This window comes from Hymenobacter jeongseonensis (assembly GCF_015694725.1).
Classification (GTDB): Bacteria; Bacteroidota; Bacteroidia; order Cytophagales; family Hymenobacteraceae; genus Hymenobacter; species Hymenobacter jeongseonensis.
Map to the genome: position 1 here is coordinate 211,408 of NZ_JADQDQ010000001.1, position 19,661 is coordinate 231,068.

The window sequence follows — 19,661 nt, forward strand, 5'->3', positions numbered from 1 at the left end:
TGACGCATAGGCCGCGGCAGTAGGGCGCCGGGGGCCAAAGATAAGCCAGCCGGCGTGGGGGAGGGGTTTGGTCGTACTTTTGAGACCATTTCTACTACGTATCCGATGCCCATATCCGCTAGTAAGCGCTGGAATTATATCCCCGAATCGGACCCTCAACGGGCCCAACGCCTGACCGAGGCCCTCTTCATCGCCCCCGAAATAGCCGCCCTGCTGGTGCAGCGTGGCATCGACACGCCCGAAGCCGCCGCCGCCTTCTTCCACCCCGACCTGCGCCAGCTGCCCAACCCGCTGCTGATGCGCAGCATGGACCGCGCCGTGGCCCGCCTCAGCCGCGCCCTCAACGAAGGCGAAAAGGTAGTCGTGTTGGGCGATTACGACGTGGACGGCATCACATCGGTGGCCACTGTGATGAGCTACCTCACGCCCCTGTTCGGCGAGGCGCGGCTGCGCGACTACATTCCGGACCGCTACACCGAGGGCTACGGCATTTCTGAAAAAGCCATTGATTTTGCGGCCACTAACGGCTTCACGCTCATTATCGCGCTCGACTGCGGCATCAAAGCCGTGGAGCAGGTGGCCTACGCCACCAGCAAGGGCGTCGATTTCATCATCTGCGACCACCACTTGCCCGGCGAGGAACTGCCCGCCGCCGTAGCTGTGCTCGACCCCAAGCGTGCCGACTGCGCGTACCCGTACAAAGAACTGTCGGGCTGCGGCGTTGGCTTTAAGCTGATGCAGGCCCTGGGCGAGCATTTGGGCCGGCCCGAAGCACCCCTGCACGACTTGCTGGACCTGGCCACCGTGAGCATCGCCGCCGACATTGTGCCCATCACCGGTGAAAACCGGATTCTGGCGGCCCACGGCCTTCGGCGCTTTAACGAAGACGCCCACCTGTTGCGCCCTGGTTTGGCGGCCCTGCGCGAGCTGGCTACCCTGCGCGAAGGCCCGTTGGGCATCAGCAGCCTCATCTTTGGCTTTGCCCCGCGCATCAACGCGGCCGGCCGCATGGGCGACGCCCGCCGGGCCGTGGCCATGCTGCTGGCCCCCGACCAGCAGGAAGCCCGCTACACCGCCGAAGTGGTGGACCAGATGAACCAGCAGCGCCGCGGCTCCGACCAGCACACCACCCAGGAAGCGCTGGACATGATTGCCGGCAGCCCCACGCTGCAGAATGCTCGCGCCACCGTGCTTTATAAAGCCGACTGGCACCAGGGCGTGCTCGGCATCGTGGCCTCGCGCTGCCTCGACCAGTACTATCGCCCCACCGTCATTCTCACTCAGCGCGATGGCAAGGCCACCGGCTCGGCCCGCTCCGTGGCGGGATTTGATGTGCACGAGGCCCTAGAGGCCTGCGCGCCCCTGCTCGACCAGTTTGGCGGGCACCGCGCCGCCGCCGGCCTCACCCTGAAGGTAGAAAACGTGCCTGCCTTCCAGCGTCGTTTTGAGGAAGTAGTGGCGGGTACCCTCACCACCGAGCACCTGGTGCGCCCGGTGGAGGTAGCCGCTACGCTGCCACTGAGCCGGGTAAACGAGGAATTTTTTGCCGAGCTGCGCCGCATGGAGCCTTTCGGGCCCGGCAATCCCAACCCGGTGTTTGCCTCGCAGCGCTTGGTAGCGGTGCCCAATAGTGCCCGGGTGGTAGGGCAGGGGCACCTCAAGCTTCGCCTGGCTTCGGCCGACGCCCAGGGCCCGGCCGTGGACGCCATCGGCTTCGGCCTGGCCGACTATCTGCCCGAAATCGAACAGGGCCAGCCCTTCAGCGCCTGCTACACGGTGGAGCTGAACGAGTACCGCGGCCAGCGCAGCGTACAGCTGCGGTTGCTGGACGTGCGGTGGGAGTAAGCACTAAACGGACGGTTTATTCGCCTGCTGACCGGGGGCTATAGTAGTAGCGCTTTTGCTGAGTGGTTTTGTAAGCCAAGGAAACCGGCGAGTTTGTGTGACGCAAATAGTCGCCGCGTACGAACAGCCAGCTGGCCACGGGTGAGTTGAGGGGCGCCTTGTATTCGAACAATTCGAGCCGGGTAAGCCGTCGGTTTTCGTAGCGCTCCCGCAGCACAACATGATTGTTGGCGTCGTAATGCACCACTTTCTCTAGCTCAATGCCAAAGCGGTGCTTGATGGTTTTCTGGGTGACGAGATGCGCCCCAGACTGAGTGCCATCGTCGCTGACGGCGGCCTGTGGCGACCCCGCATAAGCCTTTATCTTTCGGTGTAGTCCACCCATGGACCCCTGCATAGCTTTAAATTCGGCGATTCGAGCGGTGCTTTGGTTTCGTATAGCAACTACGCGTTGCATCAACGAGTCATAAGCGGCGCCATATGTAGCCGCTTGAGTGACAGTAACTGGAGGCTCGGAGGAGGGCTGGTGTGCGTTGATTTGGGCGCAGGCCAGGGAGTGGCTACTCACTGCCAGCAGTCCGGCGAGCAGGTACTGGGATGTCATAAAGTGATTTTTGGTAGAAAGTGGCCGCAATTTAGCTTGACGCTACGGTTGCCGCATGGTGCGCCACACCAACCAGAGCAGCGGCAATTGTAGCGGCAGCCGTCCCCACGCCACCCAACCCGGAATGCCGAGCTGTTCGTAGGCCAACGCCATGTACACATTGGCCGGAAACACCGCCACCAGTAGCGCCAGCAAGCCCCAGGCGGCCACGCGCTGGGTGCGGCGGAACAGCAGCCCCAATCCTCCCAGGATTTCGAAAAAGCCACTTATGTACACCAGCGCCAAGGGTTGGGGCAGCGGTGGGGGCATAATGGCCAGGTAAGTACTGGGCTGCACAAAATGCCAGCTGCCAGCCAGCACAAAAAGCAGGGCCAACCCATAGCGGCTCAAAGAGGATACGGTCATAGGCCCGTAAATGTGGGGCTTAATGGCGTGGCAACGGCCGCCATTGTGGGCCGCTCGCCCGTATAGCCGCCATAATTGCGGGTAGCTAGTTAATATTTTTCTCTCTCAAATGGTTAAGCTTCTGAACCGCCCGCTTTACCGTGCACCTTGCCCGCCCCGCGCCCCGGGCGTACTTTTGTTCCATTAATCCATTTTCCCACCCTGTTCATGCAAACCGCCACTTCCACTAACATTTATCAGCTGACCGAAGAGCAGCTGGCCGTGCGCGACGCCGCCCGTGATTTTGCCCAGAGCGAGCTGTGGGCCGGGGTCATCGAGCGCGACGAGCACCAGAAATTCCCTACCGAGCAAGTCAAGAAAATGGGCGAGCTGGGTTTCATGGGCATGATGGTGAGCCCCGAATACGGCGGCTCGGGCCTCGACACCGTGAGCTACGTGCTGGCGATGGAAGAAATTAGCAAAGTCGATGCTTCGTGCTCGGTCATCATGTCGGTGAATAACTCGCTGGTGTGCTGGGGACTGGAGAAATACGGCACCGAAGAGCAAAAGCAGAAGTACCTGCCCCGCTTGTGCTCGGGCGAAATCATCGGCGCCTTCGCCCTGAGCGAGCCCGAAGCCGGCTCCGACGCCACCAGCCAGCGCACCACCGCCGAGGACATGGGCGACCATTACCTCCTGAACGGCACCAAGAACTGGATTACCAACGGCACCACCGCTTCGGTGTACCTCGTAATCGCCCAAACAAACCCCGAATTGAAGTCGCGCGGCATCAACGTGCTGATTGTGGACAAGGACATGCCCGGTTTCATTCAGGGTCCCAAAGAGAACAAACTCGGCATTCGCGGCTCCGACACCTGCTCGCTGATGTTCACCGACGTGAAGGTGCCCAAGGAGAACCGCATCGGGGCCGACGGCTTCGGCTTCAAGTTCGCCATGCAGGTGCTGGCCGGTGGCCGCATCGGCATCGCCTCGCAGGCCCTCGGCATCGCCTCCGGCTCGCTGGAGCTCAGCCTGAAATACGCCAAGGAGCGCAAGGCGTTTGGGGTCGAAATCGCCAAGCACCAGGCCATCCAGTTTAAGCTGGCCGACATGGCTACCAACATCGACGCGGCCCGCCTGCTCTGCCTGCAAGCCGCCGCCGACAAGGACAACCACGCCGACTACGCCAAATCCGGCGCCATGGCCAAGCTATTTGCCTCCAAGGTGGCCATGGACTCGGCCGTAGAAGCCGTGCAGATACATGGTGGCTACGGCTTTGTGAAAGAATACCACGTGGAGCGCTTCATGCGCGATGCCAAAATCACCCAGATTTACGAGGGGACTTCTGAAATTCAGAAAATTGTGATTTCGCGGGAAATCCTCAAGTAAGGAGCGAATAGCCTAAAATTCAGATTCATTGCACAAAACCCAGCCACTAAATGGCTGGGTTTTTAGTTTTTGTGAATTTCAAGCTGTTATATTGCACTGCGGTAGCCACCCAGTTACCCAGTCCGCTCCCTCCCTCAGGCCGTTTTGGCATCCCGAATTATGGAAGATTACAATAAAGTCATCGAGTCGTTAGGCGTCCGCTACATCAAGGCCAAAAACCTGGTGTTGCATCAGCCCTTCACGGTGCGCAATTCCTACGATGTTGGCAACAACCTCATTCTGCTGCATAAGGGGCACATTACCTTCGGCGAAGAAGAAATGGTGGTGGAGGAAGGCGAAATGCTCTTCATTCCCGGCGGCCGGCCCACCCGTGTGAGCTATGGCCAGGACCAGAAGAACCGCGTCATTTCCAACGACGACCTGATTACCAACAAGGACAAGTTCTTTCATTCCAACGACAACCTCGACCTCATCGGCGATGCCGACGAAAGCCACAGCTTCGTCAGCTTCGAAGCCAAGGTGTTCGACTCGGTGAACTTCTTCGCCTCGCTCGACGTGCCGGCCTTTCTCATCTCGGGGCAGCCCAAGCTGGCCAACCTCGTGATTAAGGTGGTGGAAGAGAGCATTCAGGACCTGCCCGGCCGCGAGCGCCTCATCAACATCTACACCGAAAATATAGTGGTGGAAGTGGTGCGCTACGTGCTGCGCAACAACATGTTTGTGGAGCAGCTGGCCACCAACAGCACCTACTTCAAGGACCCGCGCCTCATCGACCTGTTCAACTACATCAAGGAGAACCTGGGCGGCGACCTGAGCAACAAAGTGCTGAGCGGCGTAGCCAACGTGAGCGAAGACTACGTGGGCCAGTACTTCAAGATGCTGACCAACATCAACCCGCAGGACTACATCGAATACCAGCGCATGGAGCGCGCCGTGTTCCTGCTACGCACCACCAAGAAAAGCATCCGCGACATCGGCAAAGAAGTAGGCTACAAAGACACCGCTTACTTCTGCCGCCGCTTCAAGATGATGTTCGGTATTCCGGCCGGCAAAATGCGCCGCCGCGAATCGGCCATGAACATTTAAGGTTGACTTGACGGTCGTCGTGCGGGAATTGATAGTGTAGTAACTCCTCTAGAACCAGTCAACCGCATAATTAAAAAGCCCCGCTTCGGTAAGAAGCGGGGCTTTTTAATTATGCACGAGGCTTAAACGCTATTCAATGTTGCGGAAATCGTCGGTTTTTGAACGGTAGCTGCTTTCCGAAGTCCGAGCGCTGAAATCACCGCCCGAAGTCGACGAGCCAAAGCCAGAGCCGGCGTTGCTGCCGCTGCTATAGCTGCCGCTGGAGCCCGAGCCGTAGCTGCTGCCGCTGTTGCCATAGGGCGAGCCGCTGTCGGTGCGGCCGCTGCCTACGCTGGTGCGGCGGCTGTTGGACGCATCGGGTGCCTGATAGCCGTAGCTGGAGCGCCGGCCGTAGCTGCTGCCCTGGCGGTTGTAGCGGGCCTCGGACTTTTCCGATTTGCCTTTGCGGGTGGCCAAGTAGCCAAGGCCTACGGCCAAGAGGGCCCCGCCCACAATTTTCTGGGTGGTCGTCAGGTCGTTTACGCGGCTTGCGGCGCGCGAACTCCAGTCTTTCACGCTCTGGGGCAGCTGGTTTACGTTGTTGAGTACGCCAGAATCTTCAATCCATTTCTTGCCGCCTTCGAGCGCTTTGTCGAGGACGTTGCCGCTTTTATCACCTTCGCGGACGTTTTGCGGGTTGTTGCTCGGATTGCCTAAATTGCTGCCTGGCGTGCTGGCAGTAGGCTGGGCCGCACCGCTCCGGGCTGGGCCATTGGTTGTGCCCGATTTGCGCGATGCACCGGATGTGCCCGAAGTTTCAGCACCGGTCAAGCCCGTGCTGCCGGGGGTAGAACCGGTATTTTGGTTACGAACGTCGTCACCGGACATGGGGTTGCCCGACTGGTTTGGTTGGTTGTCCATAGTGAAAAGAAGGAAATGGTGGAAAGGAATCAACAAGCCCCGGCCGAAAGCCGCGGGGCTTTGTATTCGTAAGTTCCCCGTCATAAGTTGCACTCACCGTCAAGAAATTAAACCTTGGCCATAAGGCTGCCGGCATCAAACTACGGCTGTACTAAAGAGTTTCTCGCCGGTAAAGAAGCGCTGTTTACACTCCTGCACCAGCCGAAATCACTCGTTGGCGGCGGCCACAATAAGGCTCCAAAACGAAAGACGCAGCCGCGCTGATACTTGGTCAATAGCAGGGCGTCGAAAGGAAAGCGCGGCTATGCCCGCGGCTCTTTGGGTTGGGCGTGTTTGGGCAAGGGCAGCAGCACGTGGTCGGGGTTGGCCAGCACCACGCGACGGGCCTCCTCGCGGGCTTCTACTTCATACTTGTTGTGGTAGTAGCCCACCCGCACCGACTCCACGAGGTATTTCCAGAGGAAAGGCACGAACCCGTGCTCCTTGAACTGGCGCACGTGCACCAACTCATGGGCCACCCATTCGGCATCGGCCAAGAATTGCTCGCGGGTGGTACCACTCAGGTGCACCGTTTGGCCGATAACCATGGCCACGCGCCGGCTGCCCAGCACCAAGCAGGCGATGCGCGCCAGCGGCGAGCGAGTCCAGGTTCGGAGATTTTGCATAGAAGAAAGGTAGGGAAATATTTGGGGCGAGCTAATACGGCAGCGACTACGGGATGGTTGCAACTGTAGAAGTTATTAAAGGAAGATAAAATTATATTTTAATAAGAAAATTTGATTTTTTCCGGGATACAATGCTGTGTTTATCAAAAGTTAGGCCTAGCTTTACCCTAAGTCCGATTTCATAAACAATATGAATTACCGGATAATAACTCTTTTTCTAACCTCTTCTCTCGGCTCCTCGCAGCCTTGCCTATCGCCTAAGAAACCGACTGCCCGGCGCTTCCTCCCATCAGCAGGAATCCGGAATTTGTGACCCACCCCCCTACGACGGACAATGAAAAATAGCTTTCTGTATTGCCTCGCCGCCGGCTCGCTGGCTCTCTCCTTCTTCTTCGAGCGCTCCCCCGATGCTTCGATTACGTCCCGTGCCGCTCTGGCGCCTGTCGTAGCCGAAGCATCGCTGTTTCCCGCCCTGACGACGACCGAGCCCGCCTCCGAACTTCCCACGCTTGTTGCCGCCCCGGCCAATGGGCCTGCGGCCAAGCCCGCCTTGGTGCCCACAGCGGCTGACTTGGCCGCCTCGCGCGACTCGCTGGCCTATAACTACTACGCGCAGACCCTGGGCCTGCACTTGGCTTTCGATGAAAACAAGGACTTGCTACAGTCCGTAACCGACTGGCTAGGCACTCCCTACCGCTACGGCAACAACTCGCGCAAAGGCACCGATTGCTCCGGCTTCGTTACCCGCGTGTTCCGCGAGGTGTACGGCATCACGTTGCAGCGCTCGTCGCGCTCCATGTTTTCCACCACCAAGCACATTGCCAAGAGCGAGATGAAAACCGGCGACCTGGTTTTCTTCCGTCGCGGCAAAGGCCCCATTTACCACGTCGGCATTTATTTGAAAAACGGGAAATTCGCCCACTCTGCTACCAACGGCGGCGTCATGGTGAGTTCCTTAAAGCAGCCTTACTACCAGCGCAATTTCTATGCGGCCGGCCGCGTACCGGCCGCCGCCGAAGCCGAAGCCTCGGCCGAGTAAGCGGCGCGTTTCATCAGCACCTGGCAAAGCGCCCGGCCTATACGGCCGGGCGCTTTTTTTGTAGCCTTCCATTGGCATAAAGTTGCTCCTGAGTAGGTGTTTCCGCAAGGCGCGGCATTAAAGAGTGTCGCTAGTCATTGGCTACGGCTATCGGTGCGATACAACTCGTGACTAAGAGGAAATACAATGCTGACTATGAGCCGTAAGAGCCAGATAGTGCGCGCTTGGGACGAGGCGAAGCGGTGACGCTGGCATCGGGTATTTCACATGAATTTCGGAAGAAAATTAGCCCAGCTGAGGACTTTTGCGTACAGCATTTTTCGAGGCCAACGCCTCGTCACCTTTCACCTCTTCTTTTCAATACCCTTTATATGGACTCGCAAATCGAACAGCAGCTCGAAAAAATCATGCCCGAAGACTTGGCCCGCACTTTTGAAAGCGCTTTCCACGTCATTCAGGGCCGGCATGAGCACATGGACGACCTGCTGAAACACGGCGGCGTGCTGCTGCGCAAAGCCGCCCACAAGTTTACCCCCACCCAGATGGTGCTGGGCGTAGCCGCGCTGGCGACGGTCGCCATCATCTTCATTGGCCGGGAAATAAACAAGGAAGGCGAGGGCGAAGCCCAGGACGTAACTCCCCGCGAAGACAAGCGCCAGCTGGCCGGCAGCCACAGCAAAGGAAACGGCAACAAATAGCCGCGCCCCTAAAACGCAAAAAAAAGCCGCTTCTTCGGGAGCGGCTTTTTTGCGTTCGGGTCAAGCTTGCCCGCAAAAGGTACTCTTAATGTCACTCGGCCCGGAAGCGGCGCTGGATAATGCCTTATTTGCCCTGCAGTGTCCAGGCCGTGGGCACGCGCGGGTGCTGCTCCTGGGCAGAGCGCAGAAACACCAATTCGTCGAGCTGGCCCACACGCCAGGTTTCCAGCAGGTTGTTGTAGAAGGGCGAGCCGGGGTTGCCGCTCTGGCCGCCGGGGTACACGCCGTAGGCCTGCACCCGGGGGCCCAGCGCCACCACCATGCGCCAGGAAGGACCGTTGCGCTCCGAAGTGGCGTTCACAATGCCCGCCCCGCCGCCGCAGTCCACGTCCAACTGCCCGAAGCCGGGGAGCTGCAGCAGGTGCAGCACGTCGGTGCTTTTTTGGTTGGCCCAGCGCCATTTGGGCCCGAAAGGGCCAAGCTTGCGCGTCAGCGAGTCGGTGGCAAAGCGCAGGCTTTGCAGTGCCAGCTGTGGCAGGGTTTCCTTGGCGGGCGTTCGGCGGTCGTCAATCCAGGGCGAATTGGGTTCGTTCAGAATCAGGTTGTTGGTGCGGTCGCGGGGCGGGTAGCGCATTTCCACGCCAGTGACCTTGCTACCAAAGTCATCTTCCCAGATTCGTTTCACAAAGTCGTTGTACCACAGGTTGAACACACTCGCACCAATGGCATCGGCAGTGTACTGATGCGGCCAGCGGCGCATTTCGGCCAGCACCTTGGCCTCCGCCGAACCAAGGGCGGGCGCGGCCACCAAGGCCAGCATTTTCGGCAGCATCAGCTGGGCGTTGAGGTCGAGCACGTCGTTCTGGAGCTGGCGCAGGCTGTCGGGCGTTACCTGGCGCATGGCGCCGAGGCGCTGGTTGATGCGGTGGCCGCGTTCGTAATTGGCGTAATTCCAGTTGAGGTAATACGGGTAGTCGGGCCCCGCCGAAAACTGGTTGGCCGAGCTCACAAAGCCGCGCGCTGGGTTCTTCACATGGGGATTGTGCGCGGCCGGAATCCAACCCTGCCAATCGTAGGCCGGGTCGGTGCCGTCAAGAATGAATTTGCCCTGGTTGCGCCACTTCAGCGGGAAGCGGCCATTGGGCCAGATGGCGATGTCCTTTTGGTTATCAGCGAAAATAAAGTTTTGTGCCGGCGAACCGTAGTGCGCCAGCGCGGCTGTGTAGTCGGGGTAGGCGCGGGCCCGGTTGAGCTGGTAAAAGGCCAGCACTTCGTTGGCCCCGTCGTGGGCCGTCCAGCGCATGGCGTGGGCAATGGGCGTTTGGGCAATAAAGGGCTTCTCCGGCTTATCGTACACCACTGGGCCGTGGTGAGTATAGAGCACGGTATCGAGCCGGTCGGGCTGGTTGCGCACTTTGATGTGCTCCACTACCCGGCGCACGGGTTTCCAGCGGCCGGCGTGCCAGTATTCGCGTTGGGTCTTGTCTTTGAACTTCAACTGGTAGAAGTCGAGCACATCAGCCGCCACATTGGTCACGCCCCAGGCCGTGTTTTCGTTGAAGCCAATAATAACGGTGGGCGCGCCCGGAATGGTGACGCCGTACACGTTCACGCCCGGCGCATTCAACTGAATCTGGTACCAAATGCTGGGCAGGTTAAGCTGCAGGTGCGGGTCGTTAGCCAGCAGCGGGTAGCCCGAGGCCGATTTGGCCCCGCTCACCGCGAAGTTGTTGGAGCCCAGCTCGGCGTCGGGTTCGGTGCGGAGCTGGTGGGCCACCTGGGCCGTTGCAAACGACTTCGGTACGGGTGGGGCAGGCAGGGGCTGGAAATCCAGCGGCGTGCCCACCGGCACGATGGGGTCTTCGCGCGTGGGGTAGTCCGGAAACAGGTCTTGGGTTACCGCCGGGCCGTATTTGCCTTGGATGTTGCTCATGCGCAAGTCGTCGGTGCGGCCGCTCAGGTCCCAGGCCATAAACTTGAGCAGCAACGCGCATTTCAGGGGCTGCCACGGTTCGGGCTGGTAGTCGAGCAGCTTGTACTCGAAGGGCAGCGTGGCGGGCGTGAGTTGGTCTATGTATGCATTCACCCCCGCCGAATACGCCGTCAGCACGGTGCGTGTGGTGGGGTCGGCCATCATTACCTTCAGGGAGTTCGCTGCGCCAAAGGGCAGGCCCATCCGCCGGAAAAATCGGTCGGTTTCCAGCCGGGCCGGGCCTACAATTTCGGCCAGCCGGCCGGCCGCTACGTGGGTTTGGAATTCCATCTGCCAGAGGCGGTCGCGGGCCGTAAGATAGCCTTGGGCGAAGTAGAGGTCGGCGTCGTTTTGGGCGAACACGTGCGGCACGCGGCGGTCGTCGTAGCGCACCGTCACCTGCTTTTGAAGGCCGGGCAGCGCCAGGGTTTGCTGCGTAGGAAAAGCCTGGCGGGCCTCGGCGTTTTGCCAAAAGCCGCGGTACGGACTCAGCAACTTGCCAAACGGGGGCACGTCGCCGTGCTTGGTGTTCAGCGTCCAAACCAGCGTGAGGGTGACGGCCAGCGCCAACAGGGCCTTTATCATTTAGTAAAGCGTAGGAAGTAAAGAATAGCGCACCGCGCGAGCCAAAAAAAGGCTGGAAACGCCCGGCAAGTAACGACAATGTCATCAATTGCTTTTGCGTTTCCAGCCCTTCCGGCCGATTGCTCGGCGCTTGCTAGTAGCTACTTGTTGCCCAGCGTCATCGAAGCGCTACCTCGCGCACCATGCCGCCAATGCCCCACACCATGAGCTGCTGGCGCACGGCCTCGGCTTCGGGACGTTCGCCGAAGTTGCCCACGAGCACGCGGCTGCGCTGGCGCCCATCGAGCAGGTATTGCGATACATTCACCTGCACTTCGGGCAGCAGGGATTTGATGCGGGCCTCCACAGCGTGGGCGTTGGCGGCATCAACAAAAGAGCCGGCCTGAATGAGGAAGCCCGACGGGCAGTTCACGGATTCGGTGGCGGTCATTACTTCGATTTTGCTGGCGCTGGAAGCCGCAATGAGGACGGGCTGCTCGGCCGGTGTTGCGGGCTCGGCGAGGGTCGGAATGGCGTTCGGTACCGAGTAGGTGGTGAAGGCGGCCTCGGGGTTGGGGTCGGCGGCGAACAGGGCGGCCAGGTTATCGGGCGTAGTGGCCGGGCCCAGGGGCGTTTCGGGAGCTACTACTTCGGCTACCACGGTGGCGGCGCCGCATTCGGTGATGCCGAGCGGCCGCGCCGCAATTTCTGAAAGGTCAATGATGCGCTGGTGGCGGTAGGGGCCGCGGTCCGTCACGCGCACCACCACCGACTTCCCGTTTTTCACGTTCGTCACCCGCATGCGGGTGCCGAAGGGCAGGGTTTTGTGAGCGCAGGTGTACTTGAAGCGGTTGAACCGCTCGCCGCTCGTGGTTCGTCTGCCTTGAAAGTAACTGCCGTACCAGGAGGCCCGCCCCCGCAGCACCGTAGTGGCGGAAGTAGTCGGGGTTGAAGTGGCTTTGGTGGTGCCGGGGGTAGTGGCGTGCGCCGGAGCGCTCAGCAAAGTCAGCAACAGAAATAGAACGCTGGAAAGGACGGGTACTTTGAAGGGACGAAATAAAATCATGCGATTTGCAGATGGTGAGCGAAACAAACATAGGCGCATCCACCCGCGCTTTGCTAAATTTTGCATCCCAGCTACTAACTGGATTAGGTAAAAAATTGGGCTTTTCCGCTAAAACTTGCATTTAATTTATTCACATGCTAGTGGGAAAAGCAGCCGTGAGAGGCTCTCAAAGTATATTTTGCAGATTTGGTGGCAACCCATTGCGCAGGTGCAAAAATTAGATTATGCAGTACGTGCAAAATTTGGGCATTGCACGTCAAACTACCTGCAGAACCTGTTTGCGTAAGTCCCGATTTTTTCGTAATGAGTTAACTGCGAGACCCAAGCCGGAGCGGAAAGAAACCGCACCTTAACCAGACCGATTGCGGGACATGGCAAGCAGTTGGCATGCCGAGGCGGTGCGGGAGCTTCGTTATCCGTTAAATATTGCGCTTAGCCAAGCTTCGGGGGTTTAATAAGGCTATACTTGCAGCTTACTTACAGCAGTAACTATATCCTTGCATGAACCAAATTCTTACTAAAAACCAGTTCTTCGTGAAAGAGCACGTTGGCATGTTCAAAGCGGCCAACAGCTACGACATTCTGGACCTGGAATCGCAGCAGCCGCTGCTGGAATGCCGAGAACCCAAATTGGGCTTTTTCACGAAAATGTTCCGGTTCACGAAGTACAAAACCCAGACGCCGTTCGACATTGAGGTGAAGGACGGGGTAGGGCAGGACGTGCTGCGCCTCACGCGGGGCGTTTCGTTGTTCCGGTCCACGGTGCAGGTCTTCGATGGCAACCAAGCGCTGGTGGGCTCGTTTCGGCAGCACGTGCTCAGCTTCGGCGGCAAGCTGGACGTGCTCGACGGCGGCGGCCGGGTAATCTGCACGGTGGAAGGCAAAGTGACCAGCTTCAACTACAAGTTTCTGCGCGACGGCGAGCAAATTGCGCTGGTGACCAAAAAGTGGATGGGCCTGGGCAAGGAGTTGTTCACCTCGGCCGACAACTACGTCATCAACATCGAACCCACTGTGGCGGCCACGGACGCCATTCGTTCCATGATTGTGGCGGCCGCGCTGTGCATCGACATGGTGTTCGCGGAATAGCGCCCTGGCGGTGCGGTCCCTACCTTTGCGGCATGGATTTCGGCCGCCTGCCCGACTTACGCTACGTTGATTTTCGGCTCCCGCCCGACCACCCCGAAACGGCCCGGGTGCTGGCGCGCGCCCGCGCCACGCAGCCCGCCCCGGCCGGCCTGCACGTGGGCTGCCCCATCTGGACCAATAAGGAATGGCTGGGCACCTACTTCCCCGCGGGCATCAAAGAGCCCGACTACCTGCACTACTACGCGCAGCAGTTTAATAGCATCGAGCTGAACACCACGCACTACCGCATTCCCGATGCGGCCACGGTGCGCCGCTGGTGCGCGGCCGTGGGGCCCGGTTTTAAGTTTTGCCCCAAGCTGCCGCGTAGCATCAGCCACGAGCGGGAGTTGTTTCAGGCCGATGATTTGGTGGTGCCGATGGCCCGCGCCTACGAGGGCCTGGGCGAGAACCTGGGCTGGGCCTTCCTGCAGTTGCCGCCGCACTTTGGCCCCGAACACCTGCCGCGTCTGGAGCGGTTTCTGCTCGACTTTCCGGAAACCGTGCCGCTGGCGGTGGAACTGCGCCATCCCCGTTGGTTTGCCGACAAAGCCTTGGCCGATGCTGTATTTGCCACCTTCGAGGCCCTGAACAAAACACTGGTGATAACCGACGTGGCCGGCCGGCGCGATGTGCTGCCCATGCGCCTGACCACGCCGGTGGCCTTCATCCGTTTCAACGGGCACGGCCTGCACAGCACCGACTACCAGCGTGCCGACGCCTGGGCCGAGCGCCTGGCCGCCTGGGTGGCGCAGGGTGTGCACGACGTCTACTTTTTCATTCATCAGAAAGACGTGCGCCACGCGCCCGTCCTCGCCACTTATTTCCTCAATAAGATGCGCGAGCTAACGGGCATTGCGGTGCCGCCCCCGTTCGTCATTCCCCAGCCGGTACAGGGGAATCTGTTCGGCTAAGCAGCAGCGGGCCCAGAATCTGCCATACGTTGTCGGCCAGGATGCGCTGGCCTGCCGCGTTGGGGTGCACGCCGTCGGCGAGGTTCAACTCGCGGCGGCCCAGCACGCCTTGCAGCAGGAAGGGCACGAAGGGCAAGCTGTTTTTGTCGGCCAGGGTGCGGAACAGGGCCTTAAATTCGGTGGCGTAGTGGGCCAAGCGATGGCCGCCCAGTGGGCCTAGGTCGAAGGGAAACTCCAAGCCGGCCAGCACAATTTGTGCCTCCGGGTACTGACGCTTCACGGCGTCGATAATGAACTGCAGGTTGTGGGTGGTTTCGCGCACCGGAATGCCCCGAATGCCGTCGTTGGCCCCCAGGGCCAGCACGAACACATCGATAGGATGCCGGGCCAGCACCGAAGCCAAGCGCTGGCGCCCGCCGGCGCTGGTTTCACCGCTCACGCCGTAGTTGTAGGCTTTATAAGGAAGCTGCTGCTCGTCGAGCCGCCGCTGAATCAGGGACGGGAAGCTGGCGGCAGCGGGCAGGCCGTGGCCCGCGGTGAGGCTGTCGCCGAAGAAGATAAGGTTTTTCATAGGGTGCTATTTCAACAGCACCAAAGCCGTTTTTGTGCCGTAGCGCGGACTTTGTAGTCCGCGTTTCCGACAGATACCCAAATGGCGCGAACACGCGGGCTGCAAAGTCCGCGCTACATAAAGCAATGAGCTATTCCACGACCTCGAGCACGGTGCGAAATGACACGTATTGGCCCGCGAAGTGGGCTTCCATGTCGGCGCGCAGGGCGGGAGCGCACACGCGTTGGTATTCTTCCAGCTGCTCCACGCTGATGCAGTAGTACTGGGCGGCGTAGGTGATGCCGTTGTCTTCTTCGTTGAGCAGGCGGCAGAGCTGGCTTTTTAGAAAAAAGCCGGTTTCCATCACTTCGGGCATGTGCGTGGTGCGCATGTAGTCCAGCCACTGGTCGGCCACGCTGGGCTCGATGCTGCTGGTGACGTTGTAGAGAATCATGAGGAAGAAGAAAGGAGTGAACGGGGGCTGAACATGGGCGGCTAGAAGCAAAAAGAACTCCCGCCACTGCTCAGGCACCCTTTTCAGACGCGCAGGGAGTCGAACTGAAAATTGGTAATACGGGCCTGAATGTCTTTTGGCGAAAGTTTATCGGTAGCGGCGGCTTGGGCCAGGGCGGGCAGCTCGGCGTCGCCGGCCAGGCGCAGGCTCAGGATTTGGCTGAGGCTGAGCTGTTTTTCGAGCGCAGCAAAGCGCTGGCCGCTGACTTCGAAATACCGCTGGCGCACCTCGAGGCGGCAAATTCGGTCCTGCAGTTGCAGGGCGTAGTGCTGCCGCAGCATGATGAGCACCCCCAAGCCGATGATGGCCAGCGCCGCTACGCTGAACCAGAGCCGGGCTATCTGGTCGTCGTCGCCGGCCACTTTGGTGTAGCGCAGCACGGCGTAGCCCGCCAGGAGCAGGGCCAGGGGCACGAGCACAAAGTGGTGCCACGGGTAGTACATGGGGGTGTTTTTGGTGGGGTTGGCCATGGGTTGGAAGTAAGCAGGAGGGCGAAAGGTAAAAGAAGCGGGGCGGAATACGCCAAAAAAAAGCCCCGGCCGAGGCCGGAGCTTTCTTAACGGAGCAAGTGGCGAATTACTTGGCTTTCTCCAATTCCTTCACGCGGCGCTTCTCGGCTTTGGCCAAGTCTTTGGCGACGCGTTCTTGCTTTTTGGCTTCCTGGGCCGCGCGGCGCTGCTCTTTCAGCTGCACTTTCTGAATCTTTTCTTCTTCGCGCTGGGCCCGGAGCTGTTTTTTCAGGTCTTTTTCCTGGTTGGCCTGCTCCTTGAGCTGGCTCTTCGTGTCGCGCACGGCTTGCTCGTTGTTTTTGGCTTGCTGTTGCTGCTGCTCGTAAGCGGCTTTGGCGTCGTCGGTGCGCTGCTTCTGCTGCTCGGGGGTGAGCGGCACGGCAGTTGGGTCGGGGGTTGGAGTCGGGGCTGGCATCGGCGTGGTTTGGGCCAATGCGGTGGTGGCAACGAAAAGGGCGGCCAGGAGGGCGCCGCTAAGGAATAGGTTTTTCATGATAGGATTTAGAAATCAAACAACGAATGATTACTGCCTGAAACGCAAGCCACTGCCGGAAGTTGACGAAGTAATAACTTCAACCATATTCAGCCGGCAATATTTGCCAGCCCCAATTCCTTTTTCTTCAATAAAGCACTATGAACGAGGTTTCTATCCGCCTGGCAACGCTCAATGACCTGGAAACGCTTTTGCGCTTTGAGCAAGGCGTGATTGAGGCGGAACGGCCCTTCGACCCCACGCTGCGGCACGAAGCCATCAGCTACTATAACCTGCCGGAGCTGCTGGCCAGTTCTCAATCCCGGCTGCTGGTTGCCGAGTGTGCGCAGCAACTCGTGGGCTCCGGCTACGCCCGCATTCAACCGGCCAAGGCGTACCACCAGCACGCGGAGTATGCGTACCTGGGCTTCATGTATGTGGCACCGGCCTACCGCGGGCAGGGCATCAATCGCCTCATTCTGGACGCCCTCAAGCAGTGGGTGGCCGGGCAAGGCCTCACCGAAATCCGCCTCGAAGTATACGCCCACAACCAACCCGCCCGGCGGGCCTACGAAAAAGCGGGTTTCACCGCGCACCTGCTGGAAATGCGGCTGAGCATCTGAGCCCGTCAGCCAGCAAATCCGGTTCGGCTGTGCTACTCTTCTACGTAATCAAGCTCTTTCCCGTAGCTCTCGGGCAGGGTGCTCACCGCCCAAAAGGCCATTAGCAGCGACACACCGCCCAGGATGGCTGCCCCGGGCACGAAGCCAAACTGGCTGCTCAAGTACTTAAATGCCGGCACCAGCAGCACCACCGAGCCGCGGGCAAAGTTGGGCGCCGTGGTAGCCACCGTGGCCCGCAGGTTGGTGCCGAACTGCTCGGCCGCCACCGTCACAAACAGCGCCCAGAAACCCACCGACATGCCCAGCACAAAGCACACAGCGTAGAAAACCGTGGGCGAGGCGCCCTTGATGGCGAACAGATAGACCGCCACCAGCACGGCGCAAAACGCCAGAAACACCAGCAGCGCCTTGTTGCGCGAGTGCCAAAGCTGGCTGAGCGCCCCGCTGATAAAATCGCCAAACACCAGCCCGAAATAGCACCAGAACACCGCCAAGCCGGCCGTGACCTCGCCCGTGAGGCCCAGCTCGCGCCCAAACTCCGGCGCCAGCGTCACCAAAATGCCCACCACAAACCACAGCGGCACCCCAATCAGCAGGATGCGCAGGTACTTGCCAAAGCGGGCGCCGTTGGTGAACAAACTCAGGAAGTTGCCGCGGGCCACTTCCGTCTGGGCCTGCACCTGCTGGAACATACCCGACTCGAACACGCTCACGCGCAGCAGCAGCAGCGCCAGGCCCAGCCCGCCGCCCACAAAGTAAGCGTTGCGCCAGCCCAGCTGCTCGCCCACCCAGTAGGCCAGCATGGCGCCGCTCACGCCCACGGTAGCTACCACCATGGTGCCGTAGCCGCGCTTTTCCTTGGGCAGGCTTTCGCTCACCAGTGTGATGCCCGCGCCCAATTCCCCGGCCAGGCCGATGCCGGCAATGAGCCGCAGCCAGGCGTATTGCTCCACGGAAGTCACAAAGCCGTTGGCTAGGTTGGCCAGGGAATAAAGGAGAATCGAGCCGAACAATACCGACAGCCGCCCGCGCTTGTCGCCCAGAATGCCCCACAGGATACCGCCGACCAGCATGCCGCCCATCTGCATGTTTATCAGGAACAAGCCTTGATTGGTAACCTCGGCTTTGTCGATGATGCCCAGGTCTTTGAGGCTCTGGACCCGCACGATACTGAATAGAATCAGGTCGTAGATATCAACAAAATAGCCCAGCGCTGCCACAATCACAGCGGCGGAAAAAACAGTGACTTTTGGGGTTTGAGTGGCTTGCATGGCGAAATGTAGCGTGCGCAAGCAGATGGCGTACAAAAATCCATCAGCAAAGCGGCTCGCCGCCACCAGGAAAGCAGCAAGACGCCTTGCTTTGGGCGGCAACTTCCGAAGCCGTGTAGGTTGGGCCGAAGCTCTTTCAAAACGGCGTTTATGTGTAGTTGGAAATATTAAAGCGCAGCCAAGGGACGACAATGCGCTCTTGTAAAATAGTGTTTGTATGGTGATGGTTGGTTTAAATTTCCGTTTTGGTGAACGCCGCTTTTCATAAAGGAACCTGGATGCGTTGGCTCGGGCCTGCTTAACGTGAAGGCCGCCGTGTTTTATTCTCTCTGGTCACCGTGATGGCCGCAGTCTCCTCGTCCTCCGGCCACTCGTCCACTTCGTACACTTGCTCCGCTTCGAACAGCAGCCAGCGGTACGGGTCTAATTTGTTTTGGGCACCGACGATAACGGGCAGCTGGCTTTCGTGGGAGAACGCACGAGCAACCGCTTGGTCGCTGTCGTAAAGGGCCTGGAGTTGCCCGTGAGGATAGATGCACAACTCCACGAAGAAGATGGCTGCGGGGTCATCGCTACGGGGAACAGTGTCCTGCTGAAGCAAGCGGATTTCGTAGTAGAGCTGACTGGAGGCAGTGGAGAGCAGTTCCGCTACAGAAGCTGCTTCGATGGCAAACAGGCGCCCGAGCAGGCTGGCCACTCTTGCTGGAGATAATTCCTTGTTTAGCAATAGGACAAAGAAACCCATGCGCGAAAGGAGCGATGATGGCACTTGAAGCAGTTCCGTGACAAAGTAACCCTCCTTTCGGGGACAAAGAGGCGCCGAAACGTTCACGCAGCGCCTCGTGAAACGGTTCGAAACGTTTGGCGAACCGTTCGGTCACGTTTGGGACCCTTTGGCTAAACCATTACTGGCACCCGATTGAAGCGGGTTAGCGGCTCACAGAACGCGGTGGGGGCGTCGGGCGTTGGCCCGGACGCACCGCCGCCCGTACCTTGGCCGGGCGATGCGCCACCTCATGACACGAATCGGGCTGTTCGGGCTAAGCGCGGCGGCGGCCTGGCTGCGCATGTTCGACCGGAGCCTGTCCTGGCAAGTGTGGGCGGACCTGGTGGGAAAGCCGGTGTCCCACTGGGCGGCGGCCCTGGCGGTCCTGCCGCTTTTCGAGCTGTTCTACTCCTGGCCCGGTCACGTGCTGCTGGCGGCCTGCCACGGGGCCATTTGCCGGCGCCGCGACCACCACACACCCAGCCGGGGCCATGCCCTGGCGGCGGGCGTGGCCAGCGGGGCGACCTGCTTTCTGTGGCTGGCCGCCTGGAACCACGATGGGTTGATGCGCAGCAGCGCCTACAACGGCAAGCTGGCCCTCATTTACACCGCTGCCGGCCTATGCTACGGGGCCGCGTATTATCACCTTATCGCCAAACCACGGCGAAACCAGCAGGTGCCAAACCTACCGTTAAAGTGAACGAG

General features: G+C 59.8%; 21 protein-coding genes. 9 read left to right on the forward strand and 12 right to left on the reverse strand.

What is annotated here, in order from left to right:
• Positions 1-105 precede the first annotated feature (105 nt).
• Positions 106-1,845 (forward strand): single-stranded-DNA-specific exonuclease RecJ, encoded by a 1,740-nt coding sequence (gene recJ, locus I2I05_RS00885; protein ID WP_196280325.1) that lies wholly within the window; start codon positions 106-108, stop codon positions 1,843-1,845.
• A 16-nt stretch (positions 1,846-1,861) separates the two neighbouring features.
• Here the strand turns inward: recJ and I2I05_RS00890 are convergent, their stop codons facing one another.
• Positions 1,862-2,449 (reverse strand): hypothetical protein, encoded by a 588-nt coding sequence (locus I2I05_RS00890; RefSeq protein ID WP_196280326.1) that lies wholly within the window; start codon positions 2,447-2,449, stop codon positions 1,862-1,864.
• Between the two features lie 42 nt (positions 2,450-2,491).
• Positions 2,492-2,854, reverse strand: coding sequence for a DoxX family protein (locus tag I2I05_RS00895; protein WP_196280327.1), 363 nt, complete (start codon positions 2,852-2,854; stop codon positions 2,492-2,494).
• 207 nt (positions 2,855-3,061) lie between these two features.
• On the opposite strand from I2I05_RS00895, the gene I2I05_RS00900 reads away from it, so the two are divergent.
• Both I2I05_RS00900 and I2I05_RS00905 read left to right on the forward strand, forming a co-directional pair.
• Positions 3,062-4,222: an acyl-CoA dehydrogenase gene (locus tag I2I05_RS00900; protein ID WP_196280328.1), complete on the forward strand. Its 1,161-nt coding sequence runs from the start codon at positions 3,062-3,064 to the stop codon at positions 4,220-4,222.
• 159 nt (positions 4,223-4,381) lie between these two features.
• The gene (locus I2I05_RS00905; protein WP_196280329.1) at positions 4,382-5,308 is read left to right on the forward strand and encodes a helix-turn-helix domain-containing protein; all 927 of its coding nucleotides are present in this window, start codon (positions 4,382-4,384) and stop codon (positions 5,306-5,308) included.
• 129 nt (positions 5,309-5,437) lie between these two features.
• Here I2I05_RS00905 and I2I05_RS00910 read toward each other — a convergent pair whose 3' ends face one another.
• Entirely contained in the window at positions 5,438-6,208 is a 771-nt protein-coding gene (locus I2I05_RS00910) for a hypothetical protein (RefSeq protein ID WP_196280330.1), read from the reverse strand.
• 302 nt (positions 6,209-6,510) lie between these two features.
• Positions 6,511-6,873 (reverse strand): eCIS core domain-containing protein, encoded by a 363-nt coding sequence (locus I2I05_RS00915; protein WP_196280331.1) that lies wholly within the window; start codon positions 6,871-6,873, stop codon positions 6,511-6,513.
• A gap of 334 nt (positions 6,874-7,207) precedes the next feature.
• Here I2I05_RS00915 and I2I05_RS00920 point away from each other — a divergent pair, with 334 nt between their 5' ends.
• Together I2I05_RS00920 and I2I05_RS00925 are read left to right on the forward strand one after the other, a co-directional pair.
• The gene (locus I2I05_RS00920; protein ID WP_230688068.1) at positions 7,208-7,912 is read left to right on the forward strand and encodes a C40 family peptidase; all 705 of its coding nucleotides are present in this window, start codon (positions 7,208-7,210) and stop codon (positions 7,910-7,912) included.
• Between the two features lie 371 nt (positions 7,913-8,283).
• Positions 8,284-8,610: a hypothetical protein gene (locus I2I05_RS00925; protein ID WP_196280332.1), complete on the forward strand. Its 327-nt coding sequence runs from the start codon at positions 8,284-8,286 to the stop codon at positions 8,608-8,610.
• A gap of 124 nt (positions 8,611-8,734) precedes the next feature.
• Here the strand turns inward: I2I05_RS00925 and I2I05_RS00930 are convergent, their stop codons facing one another.
• Positions 8,735-11,167 (reverse strand): penicillin acylase family protein, encoded by a 2,433-nt coding sequence (locus tag I2I05_RS00930; protein WP_196280333.1) that lies wholly within the window; start codon positions 11,165-11,167, stop codon positions 8,735-8,737.
• Positions 11,168-11,324: 157 nt separating this feature from the next.
• Positions 11,325-12,212, reverse strand: a complete 888-nt coding sequence (locus tag I2I05_RS00935; RefSeq protein WP_196280334.1) for a septal ring lytic transglycosylase RlpA family protein — start codon at positions 12,210-12,212, stop codon at positions 11,325-11,327.
• A 501-nt stretch (positions 12,213-12,713) separates the two neighbouring features.
• On the opposite strand from I2I05_RS00935, the gene I2I05_RS00940 reads away from it, so the two are divergent.
• Positions 12,714-13,301 (forward strand): phospholipid scramblase-related protein, encoded by a 588-nt coding sequence (locus I2I05_RS00940; protein WP_196280335.1) that lies wholly within the window; start codon positions 12,714-12,716, stop codon positions 13,299-13,301.
• Positions 13,302-13,333: 32 nt separating this feature from the next.
• Positions 13,334-14,251 carry a DUF72 domain-containing protein gene (locus tag I2I05_RS00945; RefSeq protein WP_196280336.1) on the forward strand — a complete coding sequence of 306 codons (918 nt, stop codon included), beginning with the start codon at positions 13,334-13,336 and terminating at the stop codon, positions 14,249-14,251.
• Here I2I05_RS00945 and I2I05_RS00950 read toward each other — a convergent pair.
• From I2I05_RS00950 to I2I05_RS00965, 4 genes are all read right to left on the reverse strand, one after another.
• A complete protein-coding gene (locus I2I05_RS00950) occupies positions 14,214-14,822 on the reverse strand; it encodes an arylesterase (protein WP_196280337.1) in 609 nt (202 codons plus the stop codon). The two genes, I2I05_RS00945 and I2I05_RS00950, sit on opposite strands and share 38 nt — an antisense overlap.
• A 130-nt stretch (positions 14,823-14,952) precedes the next feature.
• Complete coding sequence (locus I2I05_RS00955; RefSeq protein ID WP_196280338.1) at positions 14,953-15,255, reverse strand: DUF4286 family protein; 303 nt, start codon at positions 15,253-15,255, stop codon at positions 14,953-14,955.
• 83 nt (positions 15,256-15,338) lie between these two features.
• A complete protein-coding gene (locus tag I2I05_RS00960; RefSeq protein ID WP_196280339.1) occupies positions 15,339-15,785 on the reverse strand; it encodes a DUF6526 family protein in 447 nt (148 codons plus the stop codon).
• 106 nt (positions 15,786-15,891) lie between these two features.
• Complete coding sequence (locus tag I2I05_RS00965) at positions 15,892-16,317, reverse strand: hypothetical protein (RefSeq protein ID WP_196280340.1); 426 nt, start codon at positions 16,315-16,317, stop codon at positions 15,892-15,894.
• Between the two features lie 140 nt (positions 16,318-16,457).
• Between I2I05_RS00965 and I2I05_RS00970 the strand changes: the two genes are divergently transcribed.
• Positions 16,458-16,919: a GNAT family N-acetyltransferase gene (locus I2I05_RS00970; protein WP_196280341.1), complete on the forward strand. Its 462-nt coding sequence runs from the start codon at positions 16,458-16,460 to the stop codon at positions 16,917-16,919.
• 32 nt (positions 16,920-16,951) lie between these two features.
• On the opposite strand, the gene I2I05_RS00975 is transcribed toward I2I05_RS00970, so the two are convergent.
• Both I2I05_RS00975 and I2I05_RS00980 read right to left on the reverse strand, forming a co-directional pair.
• Positions 16,952-18,190 (reverse strand): MFS transporter, encoded by a 1,239-nt coding sequence (locus I2I05_RS00975; RefSeq protein ID WP_196280342.1) that lies wholly within the window; start codon positions 18,188-18,190, stop codon positions 16,952-16,954.
• A gap of 298 nt (positions 18,191-18,488) precedes the next feature.
• The gene (locus tag I2I05_RS00980) at positions 18,489-18,935 is read right to left on the reverse strand and encodes a hypothetical protein (RefSeq protein ID WP_196280343.1); all 447 of its coding nucleotides are present in this window, start codon (positions 18,933-18,935) and stop codon (positions 18,489-18,491) included.
• A gap of 271 nt (positions 18,936-19,206) precedes the next feature.
• Here I2I05_RS00980 and I2I05_RS00985 point away from each other — a divergent pair, with 271 nt between their 5' ends.
• Positions 19,207-19,656: a hypothetical protein gene (locus I2I05_RS00985; protein WP_196280344.1), complete on the forward strand. Its 450-nt coding sequence runs from the start codon at positions 19,207-19,209 to the stop codon at positions 19,654-19,656.
• The last annotated feature ends 5 nt before the right edge of the window (positions 19,657-19,661 follow it).

Excerpts from the sequence above, each read along its gene's own strand:
- I2I05_RS00900 (WP_196280328.1), top strand. The coding sequence starts at position 3,062 with ATGCAAACCGCCACTTCCACTAACATTTATCAGCTGACCGAAGAGCAG.
- I2I05_RS00955 (WP_196280338.1), bottom strand. The coding sequence starts at position 15,255 with ATGATTCTCTACAACGTCACCAGCAGCATCGAGCCCAGCGTGGCCGAC.
- I2I05_RS00985 (WP_196280344.1), top strand. The coding sequence starts at position 19,207 with ATGACACGAATCGGGCTGTTCGGGCTAAGCGCGGCGGCGGCCTGGCTG.
- I2I05_RS00980 (WP_196280343.1), bottom strand. The coding sequence starts at position 18,935 with ATGGGTTTCTTTGTCCTATTGCTAAACAAGGAATTATCTCCAGCAAGA.
- I2I05_RS00895 (WP_196280327.1), bottom strand. The coding sequence starts at position 2,854 with ATGACCGTATCCTCTTTGAGCCGCTATGGGTTGGCCCTGCTTTTTGTG.
- I2I05_RS00910 (WP_196280330.1), bottom strand. The coding sequence starts at position 6,208 with ATGGACAACCAACCAAACCAGTCGGGCAACCCCATGTCCGGTGACGAC.
- I2I05_RS00930 (WP_196280333.1), bottom strand. The coding sequence starts at position 11,167 with ATGATAAAGGCCCTGTTGGCGCTGGCCGTCACCCTCACGCTGGTTTGG.
- I2I05_RS00965 (WP_196280340.1), bottom strand. The coding sequence starts at position 16,317 with ATGAAAAACCTATTCCTTAGCGGCGCCCTCCTGGCCGCCCTTTTCGTT.
- I2I05_RS00945 (WP_196280336.1), top strand. The coding sequence starts at position 13,334 with ATGGATTTCGGCCGCCTGCCCGACTTACGCTACGTTGATTTTCGGCTC.
- I2I05_RS00915 (WP_196280331.1), bottom strand. The coding sequence starts at position 6,873 with ATGCAAAATCTCCGAACCTGGACTCGCTCGCCGCTGGCGCGCATCGCC.
- I2I05_RS00890 (WP_196280326.1), bottom strand. The coding sequence starts at position 2,449 with ATGACATCCCAGTACCTGCTCGCCGGACTGCTGGCAGTGAGTAGCCAC.
- I2I05_RS00975 (WP_196280342.1), bottom strand. The coding sequence starts at position 18,190 with ATGCAAGCCACTCAAACCCCAAAAGTCACTGTTTTTTCCGCCGCTGTG.
- recJ (WP_196280325.1), top strand. The coding sequence starts at position 106 with ATGCCCATATCCGCTAGTAAGCGCTGGAATTATATCCCCGAATCGGAC.
- I2I05_RS00950 (WP_196280337.1), bottom strand. The coding sequence starts at position 14,822 with ATGAAAAACCTTATCTTCTTCGGCGACAGCCTCACCGCGGGCCACGGC.
- I2I05_RS00960 (WP_196280339.1), bottom strand. The coding sequence starts at position 15,785 with ATGGCCAACCCCACCAAAAACACCCCCATGTACTACCCGTGGCACCAC.
- I2I05_RS00925 (WP_196280332.1), top strand. The coding sequence starts at position 8,284 with ATGGACTCGCAAATCGAACAGCAGCTCGAAAAAATCATGCCCGAAGAC.
- I2I05_RS00905 (WP_196280329.1), top strand. The coding sequence starts at position 4,382 with ATGGAAGATTACAATAAAGTCATCGAGTCGTTAGGCGTCCGCTACATC.
- I2I05_RS00940 (WP_196280335.1), top strand. The coding sequence starts at position 12,714 with ATGAACCAAATTCTTACTAAAAACCAGTTCTTCGTGAAAGAGCACGTT.
- I2I05_RS00920 (WP_230688068.1), top strand. The coding sequence starts at position 7,208 with ATGAAAAATAGCTTTCTGTATTGCCTCGCCGCCGGCTCGCTGGCTCTC.
- I2I05_RS00970 (WP_196280341.1), top strand. The coding sequence starts at position 16,458 with ATGAACGAGGTTTCTATCCGCCTGGCAACGCTCAATGACCTGGAAACG.
- I2I05_RS00935 (WP_196280334.1), bottom strand. The coding sequence starts at position 12,212 with ATGATTTTATTTCGTCCCTTCAAAGTACCCGTCCTTTCCAGCGTTCTA.